This is a genomic window from Pseudomonas gozinkensis (genome assembly GCF_014863585.1).
GTDB classification, from domain to species: Bacteria; Pseudomonadota; Gammaproteobacteria; order Pseudomonadales; family Pseudomonadaceae; genus Aquipseudomonas; species Aquipseudomonas gozinkensis.
The window spans coordinates 3742356-3759427 of sequence record NZ_CP062253.1 but is presented as its reverse complement, the minus strand read 5'-3'; the positions used below and the strand labels follow the sequence as shown (position 1 = coordinate 3759427).

15 protein-coding genes are annotated in these 17072 nt (G+C 58.2%); 6 read left to right on the top strand and 9 right to left on the bottom strand.

What is annotated here, in order from left to right:
• Positions 1–110 precede the first annotated feature (110 nt).
• Positions 111–4997, top strand: a complete 4887-nt coding sequence (locus IHQ43_RS16455; protein WP_192561318.1) for an NAD-glutamate dehydrogenase — start codon at positions 111–113, stop codon at positions 4995–4997.
• Positions 4998–5167: 170 nt separating this feature from the next.
• On the opposite strand, the gene IHQ43_RS16450 is transcribed toward IHQ43_RS16455, so the two are convergent.
• The 4 genes from IHQ43_RS16450 to pdxR form a co-directional block, all read right to left on the bottom strand.
• Positions 5168–5881, bottom strand: coding sequence for an ATPase (locus tag IHQ43_RS16450; RefSeq protein WP_192561317.1), 714 nt, complete (start codon positions 5879–5881; stop codon positions 5168–5170).
• Positions 5882–6122: 241 nt separating this feature from the next.
• Positions 6123–6542, bottom strand: coding sequence for a cupin domain-containing protein (locus IHQ43_RS16445; protein WP_115078193.1), 420 nt, complete (start codon positions 6540–6542; stop codon positions 6123–6125).
• A gap of 226 nt (positions 6543–6768) precedes the next feature.
• Positions 6769–7062 carry a putative quinol monooxygenase gene (locus tag IHQ43_RS16440; RefSeq protein ID WP_007959339.1) on the bottom strand — a complete coding sequence of 98 codons (294 nt, stop codon included), beginning with the start codon at positions 7060–7062 and terminating at the stop codon, positions 6769–6771.
• A 120-nt stretch (positions 7063–7182) separates the two neighbouring features.
• Positions 7183–8619, bottom strand: a complete 1437-nt coding sequence (gene pdxR, locus IHQ43_RS16435; protein WP_192561316.1) for a MocR-like pyridoxine biosynthesis transcription factor PdxR — start codon at positions 8617–8619, stop codon at positions 7183–7185.
• A gap of 312 nt (positions 8620–8931) precedes the next feature.
• Here pdxR and IHQ43_RS16430 point away from each other — a divergent pair, with 312 nt between their 5' ends.
• Positions 8932–9372 carry a carboxymuconolactone decarboxylase family protein gene (locus IHQ43_RS16430; RefSeq protein ID WP_192561315.1) on the top strand — a complete coding sequence of 147 codons (441 nt, stop codon included), beginning with the start codon at positions 8932–8934 and terminating at the stop codon, positions 9370–9372.
• 272 nt (positions 9373–9644) lie between these two features.
• Here IHQ43_RS16430 and IHQ43_RS16425 read toward each other — a convergent pair whose 3' ends face one another.
• A complete protein-coding gene (locus IHQ43_RS16425) occupies positions 9645–9959 on the bottom strand; it encodes a hypothetical protein (protein ID WP_192561314.1) in 315 nt (104 codons plus the stop codon).
• 123 nt (positions 9960–10082) lie between these two features.
• On the opposite strand from IHQ43_RS16425, the gene IHQ43_RS16420 reads away from it, so the two are divergent.
• From IHQ43_RS16420 to IHQ43_RS16410, 3 genes are read left to right on the top strand one after another with little or no spacing between them, the layout of a single operon-like run.
• A complete protein-coding gene (locus IHQ43_RS16420) occupies positions 10083–10829 on the top strand; it encodes an STN domain-containing protein (protein ID WP_425220281.1) in 747 nt (248 codons plus the stop codon).
• On the top strand, positions 10826–11377 hold the full coding sequence (locus IHQ43_RS16415; protein ID WP_011334580.1) for an RNA polymerase sigma factor: 552 nt from the start codon (positions 10826–10828) through the stop codon (positions 11375–11377). The genes IHQ43_RS16420 and IHQ43_RS16415 overlap by 4 nt, the downstream gene beginning before the upstream one ends.
• 45 nt (positions 11378–11422) lie before the next feature.
• Positions 11423–12361, top strand: coding sequence for a FecR family protein (locus IHQ43_RS16410; protein WP_192565017.1), 939 nt, complete (start codon positions 11423–11425; stop codon positions 12359–12361).
• 155 nt (positions 12362–12516) lie between these two features.
• On the opposite strand, the gene IHQ43_RS16405 is transcribed toward IHQ43_RS16410, so the two are convergent.
• Positions 12517–13125 (bottom strand): prepilin-type N-terminal cleavage/methylation domain-containing protein, encoded by a 609-nt coding sequence (locus IHQ43_RS16405; RefSeq protein ID WP_192561312.1) that lies wholly within the window; start codon positions 13123–13125, stop codon positions 12517–12519.
• Entirely contained in the window at positions 13122–13574 is a 453-nt protein-coding gene (gene gspH / locus IHQ43_RS16400; protein ID WP_011334577.1) for a type II secretion system minor pseudopilin GspH, read from the bottom strand. Before gspH ends, IHQ43_RS16405 begins: the two co-directional genes overlap by 4 nt.
• 132 nt (positions 13575–13706) lie before the next feature.
• Between gspH and IHQ43_RS16395 the strand changes: the two genes are divergently transcribed.
• Positions 13707–14138, top strand: coding sequence for a type II secretion system protein N (locus IHQ43_RS16395; protein WP_192561311.1), 432 nt, complete (start codon positions 13707–13709; stop codon positions 14136–14138).
• A 184-nt stretch (positions 14139–14322) separates the two neighbouring features.
• On the opposite strand, the gene IHQ43_RS16390 is transcribed toward IHQ43_RS16395, so the two are convergent.
• Positions 14323–15330, bottom strand: a complete 1008-nt coding sequence (locus IHQ43_RS16390) for an HNH endonuclease (protein ID WP_192561310.1) — start codon at positions 15328–15330, stop codon at positions 14323–14325.
• Between the two features lie 10 nt (positions 15331–15340).
• The gene (locus IHQ43_RS16385; protein ID WP_166223034.1) at positions 15341–16927 is read right to left on the bottom strand and encodes an AAA family ATPase; all 1587 of its coding nucleotides are present in this window, start codon (positions 16925–16927) and stop codon (positions 15341–15343) included.
• Between the last annotated feature and the right edge of the window lie 145 nt (positions 16928–17072).

Here is a 17072-nt window from a genome sequence, read left to right as displayed (position 1 = left end):
TCACCCTGTTTCCTCTGCCCGAGAATCAGGAACAGGGCGACGGAACGCCCCGAAAGGGGTTTTGTACGCGACGCTTTCCATCAATAACAAGCCCAAGCGGAGTACCACAGATGGCGTTCTTCACCGCAGCCAGCAAAGCCGACTTCCAGCACCAACTGCAAGCGGCACTGGCGCAGCACATCAGTGAACAGGCACTGCCACAAGTGGCGCTGTTCGCTGAACAATTCTTCGGCATCATTTCCCTGGACGAGCTGACCCAACGTCGCCTCTCCGACCTCGCTGGCTGTACTCTTTCTGCGTGGCGCCTGCTTGAGCGCTTCGATCACGCGCAACCGCAAGTGCGCGTCTACAACCCCGATTACGAACGCCACGGCTGGCAGTCGACCCACACTGCGGTCGAAGTGCTGCACCACGACTTGCCGTTCCTGGTGGACTCGGTGCGTACCGAGCTGAACCGTCGCGGCTACAGCATCCACACCCTGCAGACCACCGTGCTGAGCGTGCGTCGTGGCAGCAAGGGCGAGTTGCTGGAAATCCTGCCAAAAGGTTCGACCGGCGAAGGCGTACTGCACGAGTCGCTGATGTACCTGGAAATCGACCGCTGCGCCAACGCGGCCGAGCTGAATGTGCTGAGCAAGGAACTGGAACAGGTCCTGGGTGAAGTCCGCGTCGCGGTCGCCGATTTCGAGCCGATGAAGGCCAAGGTGCAGGAAATCCTCACCAAGCTCGATAACAGTGCATTCGCTGTCGATGCCGACGAGAAGACCGAAATCAAGAGCTTCCTGGAATGGCTGGTGGGCAACCACTTCACCTTCCTCGGCTACGAAGAGTTCACCGTGGTCGATCAGGCCGATGGCGGCCACATCGAATACGACCAGAATTCGTTCCTCGGCCTGACCAAGATGCTGCGCACCGGTCTGACCAACGAAGACCGTCACATCGAAGACTACGCCGTGAACTACCTGCGCGAACCGACGCTGCTGTCGTTCGCCAAGGCTGCACACCCGAGCCGCGTACACCGTCCGGCCTACCCGGACTACGTGTCGATCCGCGAACTCGACGCCGACGGCAAAGTGATCAAGGAACACCGCTTCATGGGCCTGTACACCTCGTCGGTGTATGGCGAAAGCGTGCGTGTCATCCCGTTCATCCGCCGCAAGGTCGAGGAAATCGAGCGTCGCTCCGGCTTCCAGGCCAAGGCTCACCTTGGCAAGGAACTGGCCCAGGTGCTGGAAGTGCTGCCGCGTGACGACCTGTTCCAGACTCCGGTCGACGAACTGTTCAGCACCGTGATGTCGATCGTGCAGATCCAGGAACGCAACAAGATCCGCGTGTTCCTGCGCAAAGACCCGTACGGTCGTTTCTGCTACTGCCTGGCCTACGTGCCGCGCGACATCTACTCCACCGAGGTTCGCCAGAAGATCCAGCAAGTGCTTATGGAGCGCCTGAAAGCCTCCGACTGCGAGTTCTGGACGTTCTTCTCCGAGTCCGTGCTGGCCCGCGTGCAACTGATCCTGCGCGTCGACCCGAAAAACCGCATCGACATCGACCCGCTGCAACTGGAAAACGAAGTGATCCAGGCTTGCCGCAGCTGGCAGGACGACTACGCCGCCCTGACCGTCGAAACCTTCGGCGAAGCCAACGGCACCAACGTGCTGGCCGACTTCCCGAAAGGCTTCCCCGCTGGCTACCGCGAGCGTTTCGCAGCGCATTCGGCCGTGGTCGACATGCAGCACCTGCTGAACCTGAGCGAGAAGAAGCCGCTGGCCATGAGCTTCTACCAGCCGCTGGCCTCCGGCCCACGCGAGCTGCACTGCAAGCTGTATCACGCCGATACCCCGCTGGCACTGTCCGACGTCTTGCCGATCCTGGAAAACCTCGGTCTGCGCGTACTGGGTGAATTCCCGTACCGTCTGCGTCACACCAATGGCCGCGAGTTCTGGATCCACGACTTCGCGTTCACCGCCGCCGAAGGCCTGGACCTGGACATCCAGCAACTCAACGACACCCTGCAGGACGCGTTCGTCCATATCGTCCGTGGCGATGCCGAGAACGATGCGTTCAACCGTCTGGTGCTGACCGCCGGCCTGCCATGGCGCGACGTTGCGCTGCTGCGTGCCTACGCCCGCTACCTGAAGCAGATCCGCCTGGGCTTCGACCTCGGCTACATCGCCAGCACCCTGAACAACCACACCGACATCGCTCGCGAACTGACCCGGTTGTTCAAGACCCGCTTCTACCTGGCCCGCAAGCTCGGCAGCGATGATCTGGACGACAAGCAACAGCGTCTGGAACAGGCGATCCTGACCGCGCTGGACGACGTTCAAGTCCTCAACGAAGACCGCATCCTGCGTCGTTACCTGGACCTGATCAAAGCGACCCTGCGCACCAACTTCTACCAGACCGACGCCAACGGCCAGAACAAGTCGTACTTCAGCTTCAAGTTCAACCCGCACTTGATTCCTGAGCTGCCGAAACCGGTGCCGAAGTTCGAAATCTTCGTTTATTCGCCACGCGTCGAAGGCGTGCACCTGCGCTTCGGCAACGTTGCTCGCGGCGGCCTGCGCTGGTCCGACCGTGAAGAAGACTTCCGTACTGAAGTCCTCGGTCTGGTAAAAGCCCAGCAAGTGAAAAACTCGGTCATCGTGCCGGTGGGTGCGAAGGGCGGCTTCCTGCCGCGTCGCCTGCCACTGGGCGGCAGCCGTGACGAGATCGCGGCCGAGGGCATCGCCTGCTACCGCATCTTCATCTCGGGTCTGCTGGACATCACCGACAACCTGAAGGACGGCAAACTGGTACCGCCGGCCAACGTCGTGCGTCATGACGACGATGACCCGTACCTGGTGGTCGCGGCGGACAAGGGCACTGCAACCTTCTCCGACATCGCCAACGGCATCGCCATCGACTACGGCTTCTGGCTGGGTGACGCGTTCGCGTCCGGTGGTTCGGCCGGTTACGACCACAAGAAAATGGGCATCACCGCCAAGGGCGCGTGGGTTGGCGTACAGCGCCACTTCCGCGAGCGCGGCATCAATGTCCAGGAAGACAGCATCACGGTGGTCGGCGTGGGTGACATGGCCGGTGACGTATTCGGCAACGGCCTGTTGATGTCCGACAAGTTGCAACTGGTTGCCGCGTTCAACCACATGCACATCTTCATCGACCCGAACCCGAACCCGGCCACCAGCTTCGTCGAGCGTCAGCGCATGTTCGACCTGCCGCGTTCGGCCTGGTCCGACTACGACACCAGCATCATGTCCGAAGGCGGCGGCATCTTCTCGCGCAGCGCGAAGAGCATCGCCATCTCGCCACAGATGAAAGAGCGCTTCGACATCCAGGCCGACAAGCTGACCCCGACCGAACTGCTGAACGCCTTGCTCAAGGCGCCGGTGGATCTGCTGTGGAACGGCGGTATCGGTACTTACGTCAAAGCCAGCACCGAAAGCCACGCGGATGTCGGCGACAAGGCCAACGATGCACTGCGCGTGAACGGCAACGAACTGCGCTGCAAAGTCGTGGGCGAGGGCGGTAACCTCGGCATGACCCAACTGGGTCGCGTGGAATTCGGTCTCAATGGCGGCGGTTCCAACACCGACTTCATCGACAACGCCGGTGGCGTGGACTGCTCCGACCACGAAGTGAACATCAAGATCCTGCTGAACGAAGTGGTTCAGGCTGGCGACATGACCGGCAAGCAACGCGATCAGTTGCTGGCGAGCATGACCGACGAAGTCGGTGGTCTGGTGCTGGGCAACAACTACAAGCAGACCCAGGCCCTGTCCCTGGCTGCCCGCCGTGCCTACGAGCGTGCCGCCGAGTACAAACGCCTGATGAGCGACCTGGAAGGCCGTGGCAAGCTGGACCGCGCCATCGAGTACCTGCCGACCGAGGAGCAGCTCACCGAGCGCGCCGCGACGGGCAAGGGCCTGACGCGTCCGGAACTGTCGGTGCTGATCTCGTACAGCAAGATCGACCTCAAGCAGCAGCTGCTGGACTCGCTGGTGCCGGACGATGACTACCTGACCCGCGACATGGAAACGGCGTTCCCGCCGAGCCTGGTCAGCAAGTTCGCCGATGCCATGCGCCGTCACCGTCTGAAGCGCGAGATCGTCAGCACCCAGATTGCCAACGATCTGGTCAACCACATGGGCATCACCTTCGTTCAGCGACTCAAAGAGTCCACCGGCATGACCCCGGCGAACGTGGCCGGCGCTTACGTGATCGTGCGTGACATCTTCCACCTCCCGCACTGGTTCCGTCAGATTGAAGCCCTGGACTATCAGGTTTCCGCTGACGTGCAGCTGGAACTGATGGACGAGCTGATGCGTCTGGGCCGTCGCGCTACGCGCTGGTTCCTGCGTGCCCGTCGCAACGAGCAGAACGCTGCCCGTGACGTCGCGCATTTCGGTCCGCACCTGAAAGAGCTGGGCCTGAAGCTGGACGAGCTGCTGAGCGGCGAAATCCGCGAAAACTGGCAGGCGCGTTATCAGGCTTACGTCGAAGCCGGTGTACCGGAACTGCTGGCGCGTATGGTGGCGGGGACTACCCACCTCTACACGCTGCTGCCGATCATCGAAGCGGCCGACGTCACCGGTCAGGATCCAGCCGAAGTGGCCAAGGCGTACTTCGCCGTGGGCAGCGCGCTGGACATCACCTGGTACATCTCGCAGATCAGCGCCTTGCCGGTTGAAAACAACTGGCAGGCCCTGGCCCGTGAAGCGTTCCGCGACGACGTCGACTGGCAGCAACGCGCGATCACCATCGCTGTTCTGCAAGCGGGCGGTGGCAACCTGGACGTGGAAGAGCGTCTGGGGCTGTGGATGGCGCAACACGACGCGATGATCCAGCGCTGGCGCGCCATGCTGGTGGAAATCCGTGCCGCCAGCGGCACCGACTACGCCATGTACGCGGTGGCCAACCGTGAGCTGAACGACGTCGCGCTGAGCGGTCAGGCGGTTGTGCCTGCTGCGGCGACGGCGGAGCTTGAGCTTGCTTGAGTAGCTGCTGAATGAAAAAGCCCCTGCATTGTGAGATGCGGGGGCTTTTTTTTGCCTGATGGATTTGTGTTGTTTGATCTGGCCCTATCGCTGGCAAGCCAGCTCCCACAAATATTTCAGTGTTCCCGATACCTGTGGGAGCTGGCTTGCCAGCGATGAGGCCCTATTTGTCACTGCAAGTTGTGTGTTTGTTTGTTATCAAGCATCGACACCTTATCTGCCGGCCTGGTCAACAAATTACTGAGCGACTGGTCAAACTTCTGCAACGCCCGAACTTGCACATTCTGCTGTTCATTAATATCCGCCACGATCTCTTCCGAGCGTTTGTAATCCGCCCATAACGGACTCAAGGCTCTGGCATCCGTCCCTTTGGCGGTGCCGATATAGTTGAACTTCCCGTCATAAAAATCAGCACTCACATCCGCCTTGACGTCCGAACTGCGCGAAGTAATCAACTGGCTGTGAGTGTCGACGATCGCTACCACATCCGGGTTGGCCGCGCGCAGGCTCTGCATGTCCGGGTACACCGTGACCGAACCGAACTGGCGTTGCAGCGAGGCTTTGACCCAATCTACCGCCATGTCCGGTTTCGAGGTGGCGACGTAGGCGTCGTGGATCGGCTGCACCAGCAGGCTCTGGCCAAAACCGGTGCCGGCGTTGGCCTGGTAGTTGCGCAGGTAGTCACGGTTGGTCTGGGTGCTTGGGCTGTAAATCACGCCCAGCGAGACACCGGGACCGCTTTTGACCTGGGTGGCGCTGCTGCGACCCACCGGTTGCGTGAACAGCGTGTCGAGGGAGGAAACCGCTTTTGGGGCGGTAGGAACAGAACAGGCGGACAACGCTAAAACCGATATCGCCAAGGTACTGGCAAAGGCAAGTTTCATGGTGAGTCTCCCGTGAAGCAACTTCAGTCGGAAAGTCAGAGGTGTCGGGGTTGATTAAATGGAACCGGCGACAGTTGCCTCAGACTACTCCCGCCAAACTCAAAACAACCTGACAATTTGCTGAATGACTGTCATGCAATAGTTTTATTGGCTGTAAGCGTTCTTGATTAATTGCCGCGAGAAATAAAAAAGGCGTAAATCAAAAATTTGCGCCTTTTATTTATGGCTGGTTAAACAACCATCAGTTTTTCAATGGGATCAGCACTTGTTCGTCCGGCGACAGCACCATGAACACCAGCAACTTGGCCGGCTTGCTCTTGCTGGCGTTTTTCGAGATCAAATGCTCGGAACCGGCCGGCTCGTACCAGTACTGACCTTTCTTGTAGGTGATCGGTTGTTCACCTTTGACCTGGGAAACGATCTCGCCTTCGAGCACGTAGGCCATGGCGGTGCCGTCGTGTTTGTGGGCAATGGAGGACTGGCCGGGTTTGTAATCGACTTCGATCATCATGGCTTTTTTGCCGGGGACGTTTTTCAGCATCTGATCCTGCAGCACCGAGATTTTCTCGGACGGGGAATCTGTGCCGTGGGCCAGTGCCGAAGCGCTGATGGTGAGGGCCAGAGCGGCGAGCGGGGCGGCAAGCAAGTGCAGGACTTTCATGGTGATCACCTGATAAGTGGGGGAGTCGGTAATCACAGTAGTCCGCGGGCCTGGGTATTCAAACGGCCAATGTTCGGGAAGTTTGGGTGACCAATCTGGGGGATTCTGCGCTTTCGAATACGCCATCGCTGGCAAGCCAGCTCCCACAAGATTTCGTGCAGTTCATTAATCATGCGAACTACACGAAACCTGTGGGAGCTGGCTTGCCAGCGATGGCGTCAGTAAGTCAAACGATTGGAAAAGAGTTGAAATCCACGCTATTGGCCAGACGACTGTCGATCAGGTCGATGAAGCCCTGGGCTTCCGGGCGATTGAAATGCGCCTGCATTGCCGCTTCCGACTGCCAGCGGGCGCTGACCGTCCAGCGGTGGCTGTCCTCGGGGCAGCGGTCGACCATGTAGGAATCGCAGCCCGGCGTTTCACGCAGGGTTTCGACGATCTTCTGCAACTGCTTGCCCAGCTCCTCCGATCGGCCGGCTGCAGCCTGCACCTGTACGGTGTTGATCACTTCGTTGGACATTGCTCACACTCCTGAATCAGGCCGGACGAATCCTGCTCATTGAGGGATAACGCTTGTGCAGGATAGGCCTGCACCCACGGATCACCAATAACCAATCGGCGGTTAATCGTTTAGGCCAATCTAACCAACGACCTGTTGCAGAATGTCGCGCAGGCGGTCGAGGGCGATATCGATGTCCAGCGTCTCGATGGCGCCGAAACCGAAGTACATCCCGCTTCTTGCCGGCTGCTGGTAATAGAAGCCGTCGATGGCGTAGAGCCCGACTTCGACTTTTTTTGCCAGTTCGATCACCAGCGGCAAGTCGATGGGCACCTTGCAGAACACCGCCATGTGAAAACCCGCGCTGGGCGGCACGGCCTCCAGCCACGGCGACAGGTCGGTGGCCATGCGCGCCAGGATCCGTTCGCGGCGCTGGGCATAAATGGTGTGGCAGCGGCGGATGTGCTTGAGCAGGCAACCCTCGGCGATGAACTTGGCCAGCGCCCATTGGGGCAGGGTGGAGGCGTGCAGATCGGTGAGCTGCTTGGCGCGGATCACCGCTTCGAGGATCGCCGGCGGCAGGATCGCATAGCCGAGCCGCAGCTCCGGCAGCAGGGTTTTCGAGAAGGTGCCGACGTAGGCAACGATGCCGCGCTGATCGAGGTTGTGCAGCGAATCGGTCGGCCGGCCCTCGTAGCGGAATTCACTGTCATAGTCGTCCTCGATGATGATCGCACCGAGTTCATGGGCCCGTGCCAGCAGGGCCTCGCGCCGCGCCTGACTCATCGGCATGCCCAGCGGAAACTGGTGCGACGGCGTCACGTAGATCAGCCGCGTGCCCTCGGGAATCCGCTCGACCTGAATGCCCTCGGCATCCACCGGCACGCCGACCACCGTTGCCCCGTGAGTGCCGAACAGCAACCGCGCCGGCGGGTAACCCGGATCTTCCATCGCCACCAGACTGCCGGGGCGGATCAACACCCGGGTGATCAGATCCAGCGCCTGTTGCGCGCCGTTACAGACCACGATGTCCTCGTCCTGACAGTTCACGCCACGGGAAAACGCGATGTGCCGGGCAATCGCATTGCGCAGCGCCGGCAGGCCTTCCGGCACGCTGTAGAAACCTTTGGAATTGGCCATCTGCCGCAGCGCGTGAGAGACGCAGCGGCGCCAGTCATCCTGGGGAAACTGGCCCTTGCTGGTGGCGCCGCCGATGAAGTCGTAGCGCAGCGAACCCTCGAGCGTTGGATGACGCAGAAACACCGGCAGATTGCGCCAGCTCTCGATCACCTCGGAACTGGCCAGCTCGGAATGGCTTTGCTTGCGCTGCACCGGCGTCGAGCGGGCGTTGACGTAAGTGCCTTTGCCGATCACGCCGGTGAGGAAATTCTCGTAGGTGAGCTGCGCGTAAGTGTCGGAAATGGTCTTGCGCGAGATCCCCAATTGCTCGGCGAGCAAACGGCTGGGCGGCAACTGCGTGCCGGCAGCCAGACGCCCGGATTCAATGGCGCCGCGCAGTTGCTGGTACAACTGACCGGCCAGATCCTTGCGGCCGTTGATCACGACATGAAGTTCCATACCGAGGAGGCTCTCCGGGCGATTGAGTGTGCCGGCCAGATTACTCCCGAATGCGGTATCGGCAGAAGTTGCGTAGTGCAAATCCCTCAAATTGGTCACGTACCCTGTGGGAGCTGGCTTGCCAGCGATAGCGGTATATCTGCTGAAATCTATGTTGGATGTAATTCCCCCATCGCTGGCAAGCCAGCTCCCACAGGTATCGTGTTTGGCTCGGGGTTCAGTGGTCTGCCTGTTTTCCGTGCAATTGGGGCTGTAACCCTGGCGAACCAGCGCTTACCGTGAAATCACTCTTCTGCTGCCCGAGGCCCGCCCATGTCCCCGCGTCTGGATTACTACAGCGCTTCACCCAAAGCCATGAAAGCGATGATTGCCCTGGAAGCGCTGACCAGCAGCCTGAGCATCGAGCCGCCGCTGTTGCACCTGATCAAGATCCGCGCCTCGCAACTCAACGGCTGCGCGTTCTGCACCGACATGCATTCGGTGGAAGCGCGGCGGGCAGGGGAGACAGATCGGCGGCTGTACGCTATCGCGGTCTGGCGCGACAGCGGCTTCTTCAACCTGCGCGAGCGTGCGGCGCTGGCGTGGACCGAGGCCGTCACGCTACTGGCGGAAAGTCATGTACCGGACGACGTCTACCAACAAGCCCGGGAACAGTTCAACGAAGGCGAAATGGTGGACCTGACCATGGCCGTCAGTACCATCAACAGCTGGAATCGCCTGGCGGTGAGCTTCCGCCAGATCCCCAGCGACTGATCACGAGCGATCTCCCCCCACACGGTGATCGTTCCCACGCTCCGCGTGGGAATGCCTCTAAGGACGCTCCGCGTCCAGTGACGCGGAGCGTCACGGGCTGCATTCCCACGCGGGAGCGTGGGAACGATCCAGTAAAAGCTGGTTCGGTGGCTGTGGTTTTGATCGTTCCCATGCTCCGCGTGGGAATGCCTCTAGGGACGCTCCGCGTCCAGTGACGCGGAGCGTCACGGGCTGCATTCCCACGCGGGAGCGTGGGAACGATCCAGTAAAAGCTAGTTCGGTGGGCGCTGCGGCTTCACCGACGTGCCAAACGTATTGCCCATCCGCGTACTGGTGGCCGCCGGCGTCGCCAACCCCACCTGATTCGGCGGCCGCTTGTTGATCGGCACATTCATCGCTTCCTGATTCTTCTGCGCAGCCGCCGCGCCGTCGGGGTTGTTGCCCATCTGCTGGCTCAGGCAATCGTAATTCGGCGCCTTGTAGCCGCCCACCGTTACCTCGACACAGCCCAGCGGCTCCTCCGCATGTGCACCGCTAAACACCGTCAGCAGTAACCCACCGAGGGCGACTTTCCAGACTGATTTCATGCCTGCCTCCTGGCCGGCCCGAAGGGGCCGCTCTAGCTCAAGAGTCTAGTGCAACGGCGGCGCCGATCCCGTGATGGTTTTTTTGCAGTGGCCGTCACACCAGATTCATAAACAGCCCTCAGGATGACGGTTTTCAGGGATACATCAGCCGTGCAGCGAGGCCGTGCCAGGGAGGATGTTGTGCGCTCAGCGCTCGTGCGCCAGCTCTGTCTGGGGCTGCTGCTTGGCTTGTTTCTGAGCCGCGCCGGCGCCGACCCGATGCCAGCGACCATGCGCATGACGCTGCACATTCCGGCCCAGGAACTGGCCCGCGCCCTCGATCAGTTCAGCCGCGCCACCGGCATGGCGGTGCTGGTCGACAGCCAGTTGAGTCGCGGTCGGCGTTCCCTGGCGGTGGATGGCGAATTCACCGCCGCTGAAGCGTTGCGCCGGATGCTCGGCGGCAGCGGGTTGATGGCCAAGTACAGCCGCGACGACGCGTTCACCTTGCAGGTTGCGCAAGTCGAGGAAGTGCCGATGCCGGCGGAGAAACCGACCCCCGCTAGCGCAGCCGTCAACCGCAGTTACGCCACGGCGGTGCAGGCCGCGATTGAACGCAACCTGTGCCGCTCGCCGCTGACCCGGCCCGGCAGTTTTCGCGCGGTGTTGCAGCTGTGGATCGGCCGCGACGGCGTGGTGCAGCACAACCGGTTGGTCACCACCACCGGCGATGTTCGGCGCGATGCAGCGCTGGTAGAAAGTTTTCACACGCTCAAAATCGACCGGCCGACACCCGGCGCATTGCGCCAGCCAGTCACGTTGCTGTTGTTACCCGAATCGTCAGGAAAGCGCATGGAATGCACACAATGGGAAGGAGTTTCCGGGGGATGAAAGACGCCGGACAAAGTTCGATGGTCCAGCTGTTCCTGACGTCCTACGAGGACTTTCGGGTGCGCCTGCGACGCCGTCTCGGCTCGGAGGACCTGGCCAACGACGTGCTGCACGAAACCTACCTGCGGGTCGACCGCATGGAAGCGCCGCCAAACCTTTTGCGGCCCAACGCCTACCTCTATCGCATGGCCCTGAACATCGCCGCCGACCGCCGCCAGGCCGACGCGCGGCTGCTCACCGGCAGCGAAGTCGAAGAACTGCTGCAAGTCAGCGACGAAGCGCTGGACCCGATGCGCGTGGTCGGCGGCCAGAAGGAAATCCAGTCCCTGCTTAGCGCCCTCTACGAGCTGCCCGCGCGGCGGCGCCGGATCTTCATCGCCGCACGCCTGGAAGAAGCGCCGCACCTGGAAATCTCCCAGCGTTTCGGCATCTCCACGCGCATGGTCGAGAAGGAAATCAAGGCTGCCCTCGGACACTGCGCGGCCAAACTGGAAAGAAAAGTGTTTCAGCGGTTCGGTCGCGGGGCCGGAAAACCGTCTAGTGAATGAAGCTCCGATTTAGTGTCCCGATCAACCCGTCGAGTACCTGTGCGTTTGAACATCTTCCGTCTGACACCTGCCGAGCCCACGCCTGCCGAGCGTCTGCAAAGCGAAGCCCGCGACTGGCTGATCCTGCTGACCTCCGGCCGCGCCACGGTCGCCGACGCCCGAGCGCTGCGCCAGTGGTGCGCCCAAAGCCCCGAACACGCCCGCGCCTTTGAAGAGTGCAAGGCCTTGTGGCACCTGCTGCAACCGGCGGCGGAAGCAATGCAGGCGCCACGACGGTTTGGACGACGGGCCTTTCTCGGCGGCGCGATTGCGGCGTCGGCGGCGTTCCTGTTGGTACGTGGCACGATACCAGGCGGGTTCTCCGGACTTGGCGCTGATTACATCACCGAAGTCGGCCAGCAACGTCGGGTCGAACCGGCGGATGGCCTGAGTCTGGAACTGAACACCCAGACCCGCATCAACCAGCGTTCGGTGGATGAGGGCGTGCAAGGCTTTGAACTGGTCAGCGGCGAAGTCGAAGTGCAGACCGCACGGCTGCCCATGGCGATGCAGGCCGGAGGCGGTTGGTTGCGGGCGAGCAGGGCGCGGTTCAACCTGCGCAACCTCGATCAGCAGGTGTGCGTGACTTGCCTCGATGGCGCAGTAGAAGTGGAAGTTGAAGGCCGCAGCCTGCGCCTGGAACCGGGTCAGCAATTGACCTACGACGCGCAACAGGTCGGCACGGTGCAAAGTGTCGACACAGCGGCGGTAACCAACTGGCGCCAACAGGTCCTGGTGTTCAACGGCACGACCCTCAGCCAGATGATCGACGAGATCAACCGCTACCGCCCGGGCATGTTGCTGTTGCTCAATCGCGAACTCGGCCAACGCCGCGTACAGGCACGTTTCTCCCTCGACCAACTGGCCGGCGTAGGCGCACTGATCCGCGATGCCTACGGCGTCAAATGCACCGAGTTGCCGGGCGGCGTCGTAGTCCTCAGCTAACTAACACAACCCCCACAAACACCATAGAACCTTGTGGGAGCTGGCTTGCCAGCGATAGCGGTATGTCAGGCAATGAGATGTTGGATGTGCAGACCCCATCGCTGGCAAGTCGAATCGTCGCACCGCAGCTCCCACGGGGACCTCAGTGAACCCAGTTATTGGAGTGGCCCCATGACCTGCCGGTACTTCTCCGGCCCTTGCGCCGTCTCCCGAGTCAACCGCACCTCCAACCCCAACGGATCCTCCCGCCGACTCCCGCTCAACTGCCGCCACCCCTTGTCCGCCTCCCAAACCCGCACCTGCAAATCACTCACCTCACCCAACACCGCAACCCCAGCCGTAGGCGCCGGCAACGGATACCGACTGCGCGCCGGCGCCACCGCGCGATACAGCGTGTCCCCCTTGAGCCACCAGCGCACCCGTTGCAACGCCCCCGGCTGATCCGCCGCGCTACGAATAATGTCCAGTCGAAACCCCTTGCTGTCACTGCTGCGCACCGTAAGCGCAGGCGGCGCCGTCGCCGGTTCATCCTCGGTGCCGACCTTCTTCGGCTCCGTCAGCTCGATCCCGGCGCGCATCTCCACATCCCGCTGCATCTGATTCAACGCACGCAACAGGCTGTCGCTCTGCTCACCACTGGCCTGCAAATGGCTGTCGGCGCGGGTGACACTGTCCAGCCCCTTCCAGGCAATCAGACTGACCACCGCCATCAACAGAATCGCGACCATTACCTCGATCAGCGTAAAACCTTGTTGTCTGTTCATTGCACGCTAATCCGGCCCGAAGCATCGCGCAGCACACTCAACCGATTGAGCCCGTCAGACAGCGTCAACTGCAGCGGCGGATTGATCCACTCCGCGTTCAACACCACCTTCTGCTTGGGCTCCACCCGCACCTCCAGCTTCGGACTCTGCCAGGGACGCGGCCGCAACTGCGGGTCCCGATCGAAATGATCAAAACCCTTGCCACTGTCACTGCGCCGACTGAACCGAAACCCCTTGCCATCGCTCAACCACGCAATCGGCCGGCCATCGGCGCGGGCCTCGGCCTGGGCAATCTGCAGCAACTGCGCCACGCGCTCGGCGTCCTTGCGCAGCAACTGCAACGGATCGGGCTTGATACTCAGACTGATCGCCGCACTGGCGATGCCGATGATCACCAGCACCACCATCAACTCGATCAGCGTAAAACCCTGCTGCCTGCACCGGTTCATCGAATGCGCACTCCCTTGCGTCCAGCCCGTCCCAAAAAACCATCCTGCACGGCCAACATGTAAGGCGTGTGAAATAAAACCGTGAGAATTGCCGCGTAGTCTGGTCACCGGGACTAAAAGGAGATTCAGCCCATGAGATACACCGCACGCTTTTCACCCCCCCAAATCATCCAGGCCGCCGCACTGCTGGCCGCCCTGGTCGGCATCGCCACCTGGTCATCCCTGCTCCTGACCACCGCCGAATCCCACACCCCGGCGGCTACGCCGCAACTGCTTGCTGCGCGCAGCGATAACCCGGCGTTGCAATGGTTTTCCAACCGCACGGCGCCGGTGGAGATCAAGGTCAGTGGGGTGATGGCGGGGAGTCGGGGGGCGGTGGCGATACTCAGCCTCAACGACGGACCGCCGAGGAGTTTTTTGCAGGGGGAACGGGTGAGTCCTGGGGTGAAGTTGGTGGCGGTGGAGGGGGATGGGGTGGTGATTGAGCAGGGTGGGGAGAGGGTGCGGTTGGGGGTGGAGAGGTTGGGGGAGGGGGTGGAGATGCCTAGGTTGGTTAGGCCGTGAGTTGTTGGGCTTATTTCCAGCATATTGCCCTTTCCGCTGGAATAGCGCTCTTCTACCAGTTCGAGTGCCTCGGAAAAAAAGAGGCCGGAAAAGCAAAGAATGTTTGAAGTGGGACAGGAGCGCTCTTGAGTACGATTATCTATAGTTCAATTTAGCAGAGTTGAATTTTCTCACCCCGAAAAAGTTAAAGAATAATGGGCTTGGCTGCTAATATGTTCGGCTCGATACGGTTTTGAGACCAGTTAATTAAGTCGTCAAGTGTTGAGGGATGGTTGATTAACGACTTGATGTAGGCCGGTTCTATGGCGTTTGGGGCTAATGCAGCACGTTCCAAGGCGGACTTTAGAAGTCTTGGTAGTTCTTTGACTATGCTTTTTCGATCGAAAGATATGTTGTTGGACGATAAGTCTCTAATTATTGCATTTCTACATCTGCCGATAGCATGGTTGCAACGTGTTTCGATATTGAGTTTTTTTAAATGAAAGTTTAATCGTTCACGTTCCTCTTTGCGCAAGCTACCTTTGGCATGTACTAAAAATCGGTTTCTCTGGGATGTCGGATAGATACTCAATACTGAGTGCATCAAGAACGAATCTACGTATGGATGAAGCAATCTAAGTGGTTTTATACGCATGCTTAGGGTGTGTCGCGAACTTTTTCGGTTGCTGATTTTGATGTGCTTGTAGGTTTTTTTTATTTTGCGTGTTGTTTTGAGTCTAGATCTTCGTTTGGGGATTGATTTTTCTTTAGTAAGTGTATAGAAATCACTCTTCTTTCCTTGGCAGTCTGAGCAGGCCGGCACTAGATTTTTAGACAATATAGAGAATTCTGGGAAAGCACCTATTTTTCTAGGGAGATAGTGATCTAATGTTATGTTGCTGGGCAGCCCGCAGTATGGGCAACCACCAAGCTTATCGATAGCATCATGGCGAAAGTCATCAACGTAGGATAGGCATTTTGCTTTGCTGTCATAGAGAAAGTGAAAGGCAGTCGCCGCGCTAATATTGTATTTTCGCCATGCTCTATGGCTGTTTGGGTTTTCTACAGCGTGCAAGTAGTTATTGAACATCGAACGAAGATTGCTGAGTTGTGGTCGCAAAATATCTGAGTTTTTTTGTTCTTCTTTTACGAACGCTGATATAGCTTTCAGATCATCGCTGATTTGTCTGGTGCGTTGAATGTACGTAGGCATGTTTATTCTCTTAATGCTCCAACGATCGCGCATAGGCTGCGGCATCGATGCCAAGGGCAGTGAATTGCTCCAAGACAGCTTTTCGAGCGGCAGGATCACGGCAGGCACGCAGGGATTCATCGATGGACTCTTGATAACCTTTCCGCACACTAATGTCTTCAAAAACAAAGTCAGAAATTAGCGATATATCACCACCCAGCGTTTGCATGCTTGGTCGAAATAGTGATGGGAGGTTTTGCTGATCAACTTGCAAAATTAACACACCAGACTTGTCGATTTCTCTCACGATGAAGGGTGAATGTGTGGCGACAATAGCTACCGATTCTGTTGCTAATAAAACTGAGTTAAGTGTCTGTATGAGTAGCGAGATAAATCTTGGGTGTAGGTGGTTTTCTGGTTCGTCAATTAATAATATTGATTTTGGCCTGCAGTGTAAGACTACATTAAAACAAAAGCAGATTAAGGCTCTCTGGCCTGAGCTCAAGTGATGTTCTAGGCCATGGTCGTCTATAAATTTATATTCGGCACTAATGTCAATGCGTTCACACTTATCCGGTTGGTTTGCTAATTCGTCAAGGGAGTATCCCGTAGATTCATTTCCCATCTTTTTTAAGTATAGATGACGAGTGTCTAGCACTTTTTTAATGATGTTGTTAAGTGTGCTGAGCGAAAAGTTTCTTTCGCGCAATAGCGAAATTTCTTGTGTGATGGCGGGTAGTTTTCCCCAATCAGAACGGGTGATACTTAGCGAAACATGTTTGAAGCTTTTTGCACTGTTCTCTCTCCAACGTTGTGGCTCATGGGAAAACACAACAATCGGGTTGCTGCGAGGATATTCATTCTTAGAGTATCTACCATCATTTTTTTGTAAAGTGCGTGCGATCGCTTGAAGGGTGCGAGTTTTACCGACGCCGTTAGATCCTATGATTACGTTAAGTGGTAAAGCAAATGGTGTCGCAGTGTGGTTGAAGCGAAAGTCTAGTTCTAGCTGTGCTTTTTGATTGTTTGATATTGTCGGTAAAGTCGATTGTAAATGAGAGATCGTCTTATGACCTCCAATTGCGTTTTCCTCAAATATAAGCTTTAGAGAGATGTAAGTGTAGAATTCGCTGTCGTTTACAATGAGCCCGTGTAGAGATGAGTCTTGAACAAGTTTTTTATACAGCTGGCTGGTAGGTCTGAATGCGTGTAGGACTGCAGCGTCATGAGCGCGAAACAAGAGAGCTTTAGCAGTGGCTGGTCCTGCAATTTCTATAAGTTCTCTATATGCAGAACGATCATCCAGGATGCTAGCTTCTTGGGAATTAAATTCAAATAAATTTACAGCGGCGCTGAATTCTCCATTTGAGGTGTGTGCTAATGTCGCGTTAAATTTGCTGAATTTTGTAATTCGTGCGTGCCAGGTTCGAACGACATGATCGTTGCGAACGAAGCAGACAGTTGCCAATGTTATCTCAGGTGAATAAGTTGTCGGCTGAGTTAGGTAGAGTAGGCAGTTATTGAAACTGTGGTCTTCCATCAGTCGGCCGCTCTCGAAGTCATCTATGCGGCACTTTAGTGTGGTGTTGTTATAGTTCATGCGCTTAGGGTTATTCATTGGGGTCGGCTTCGTGTCTGTGTTAAATGTCCGTTGTTATAGGTTTGATGCTAAGCTCTGTTGCTTAATTAATATGACTGCATGATTTGTGCTGTATTTGATATTTTATTGGGTTGTTGTGTTTTATGTGGGTTGGGCTGTCGGT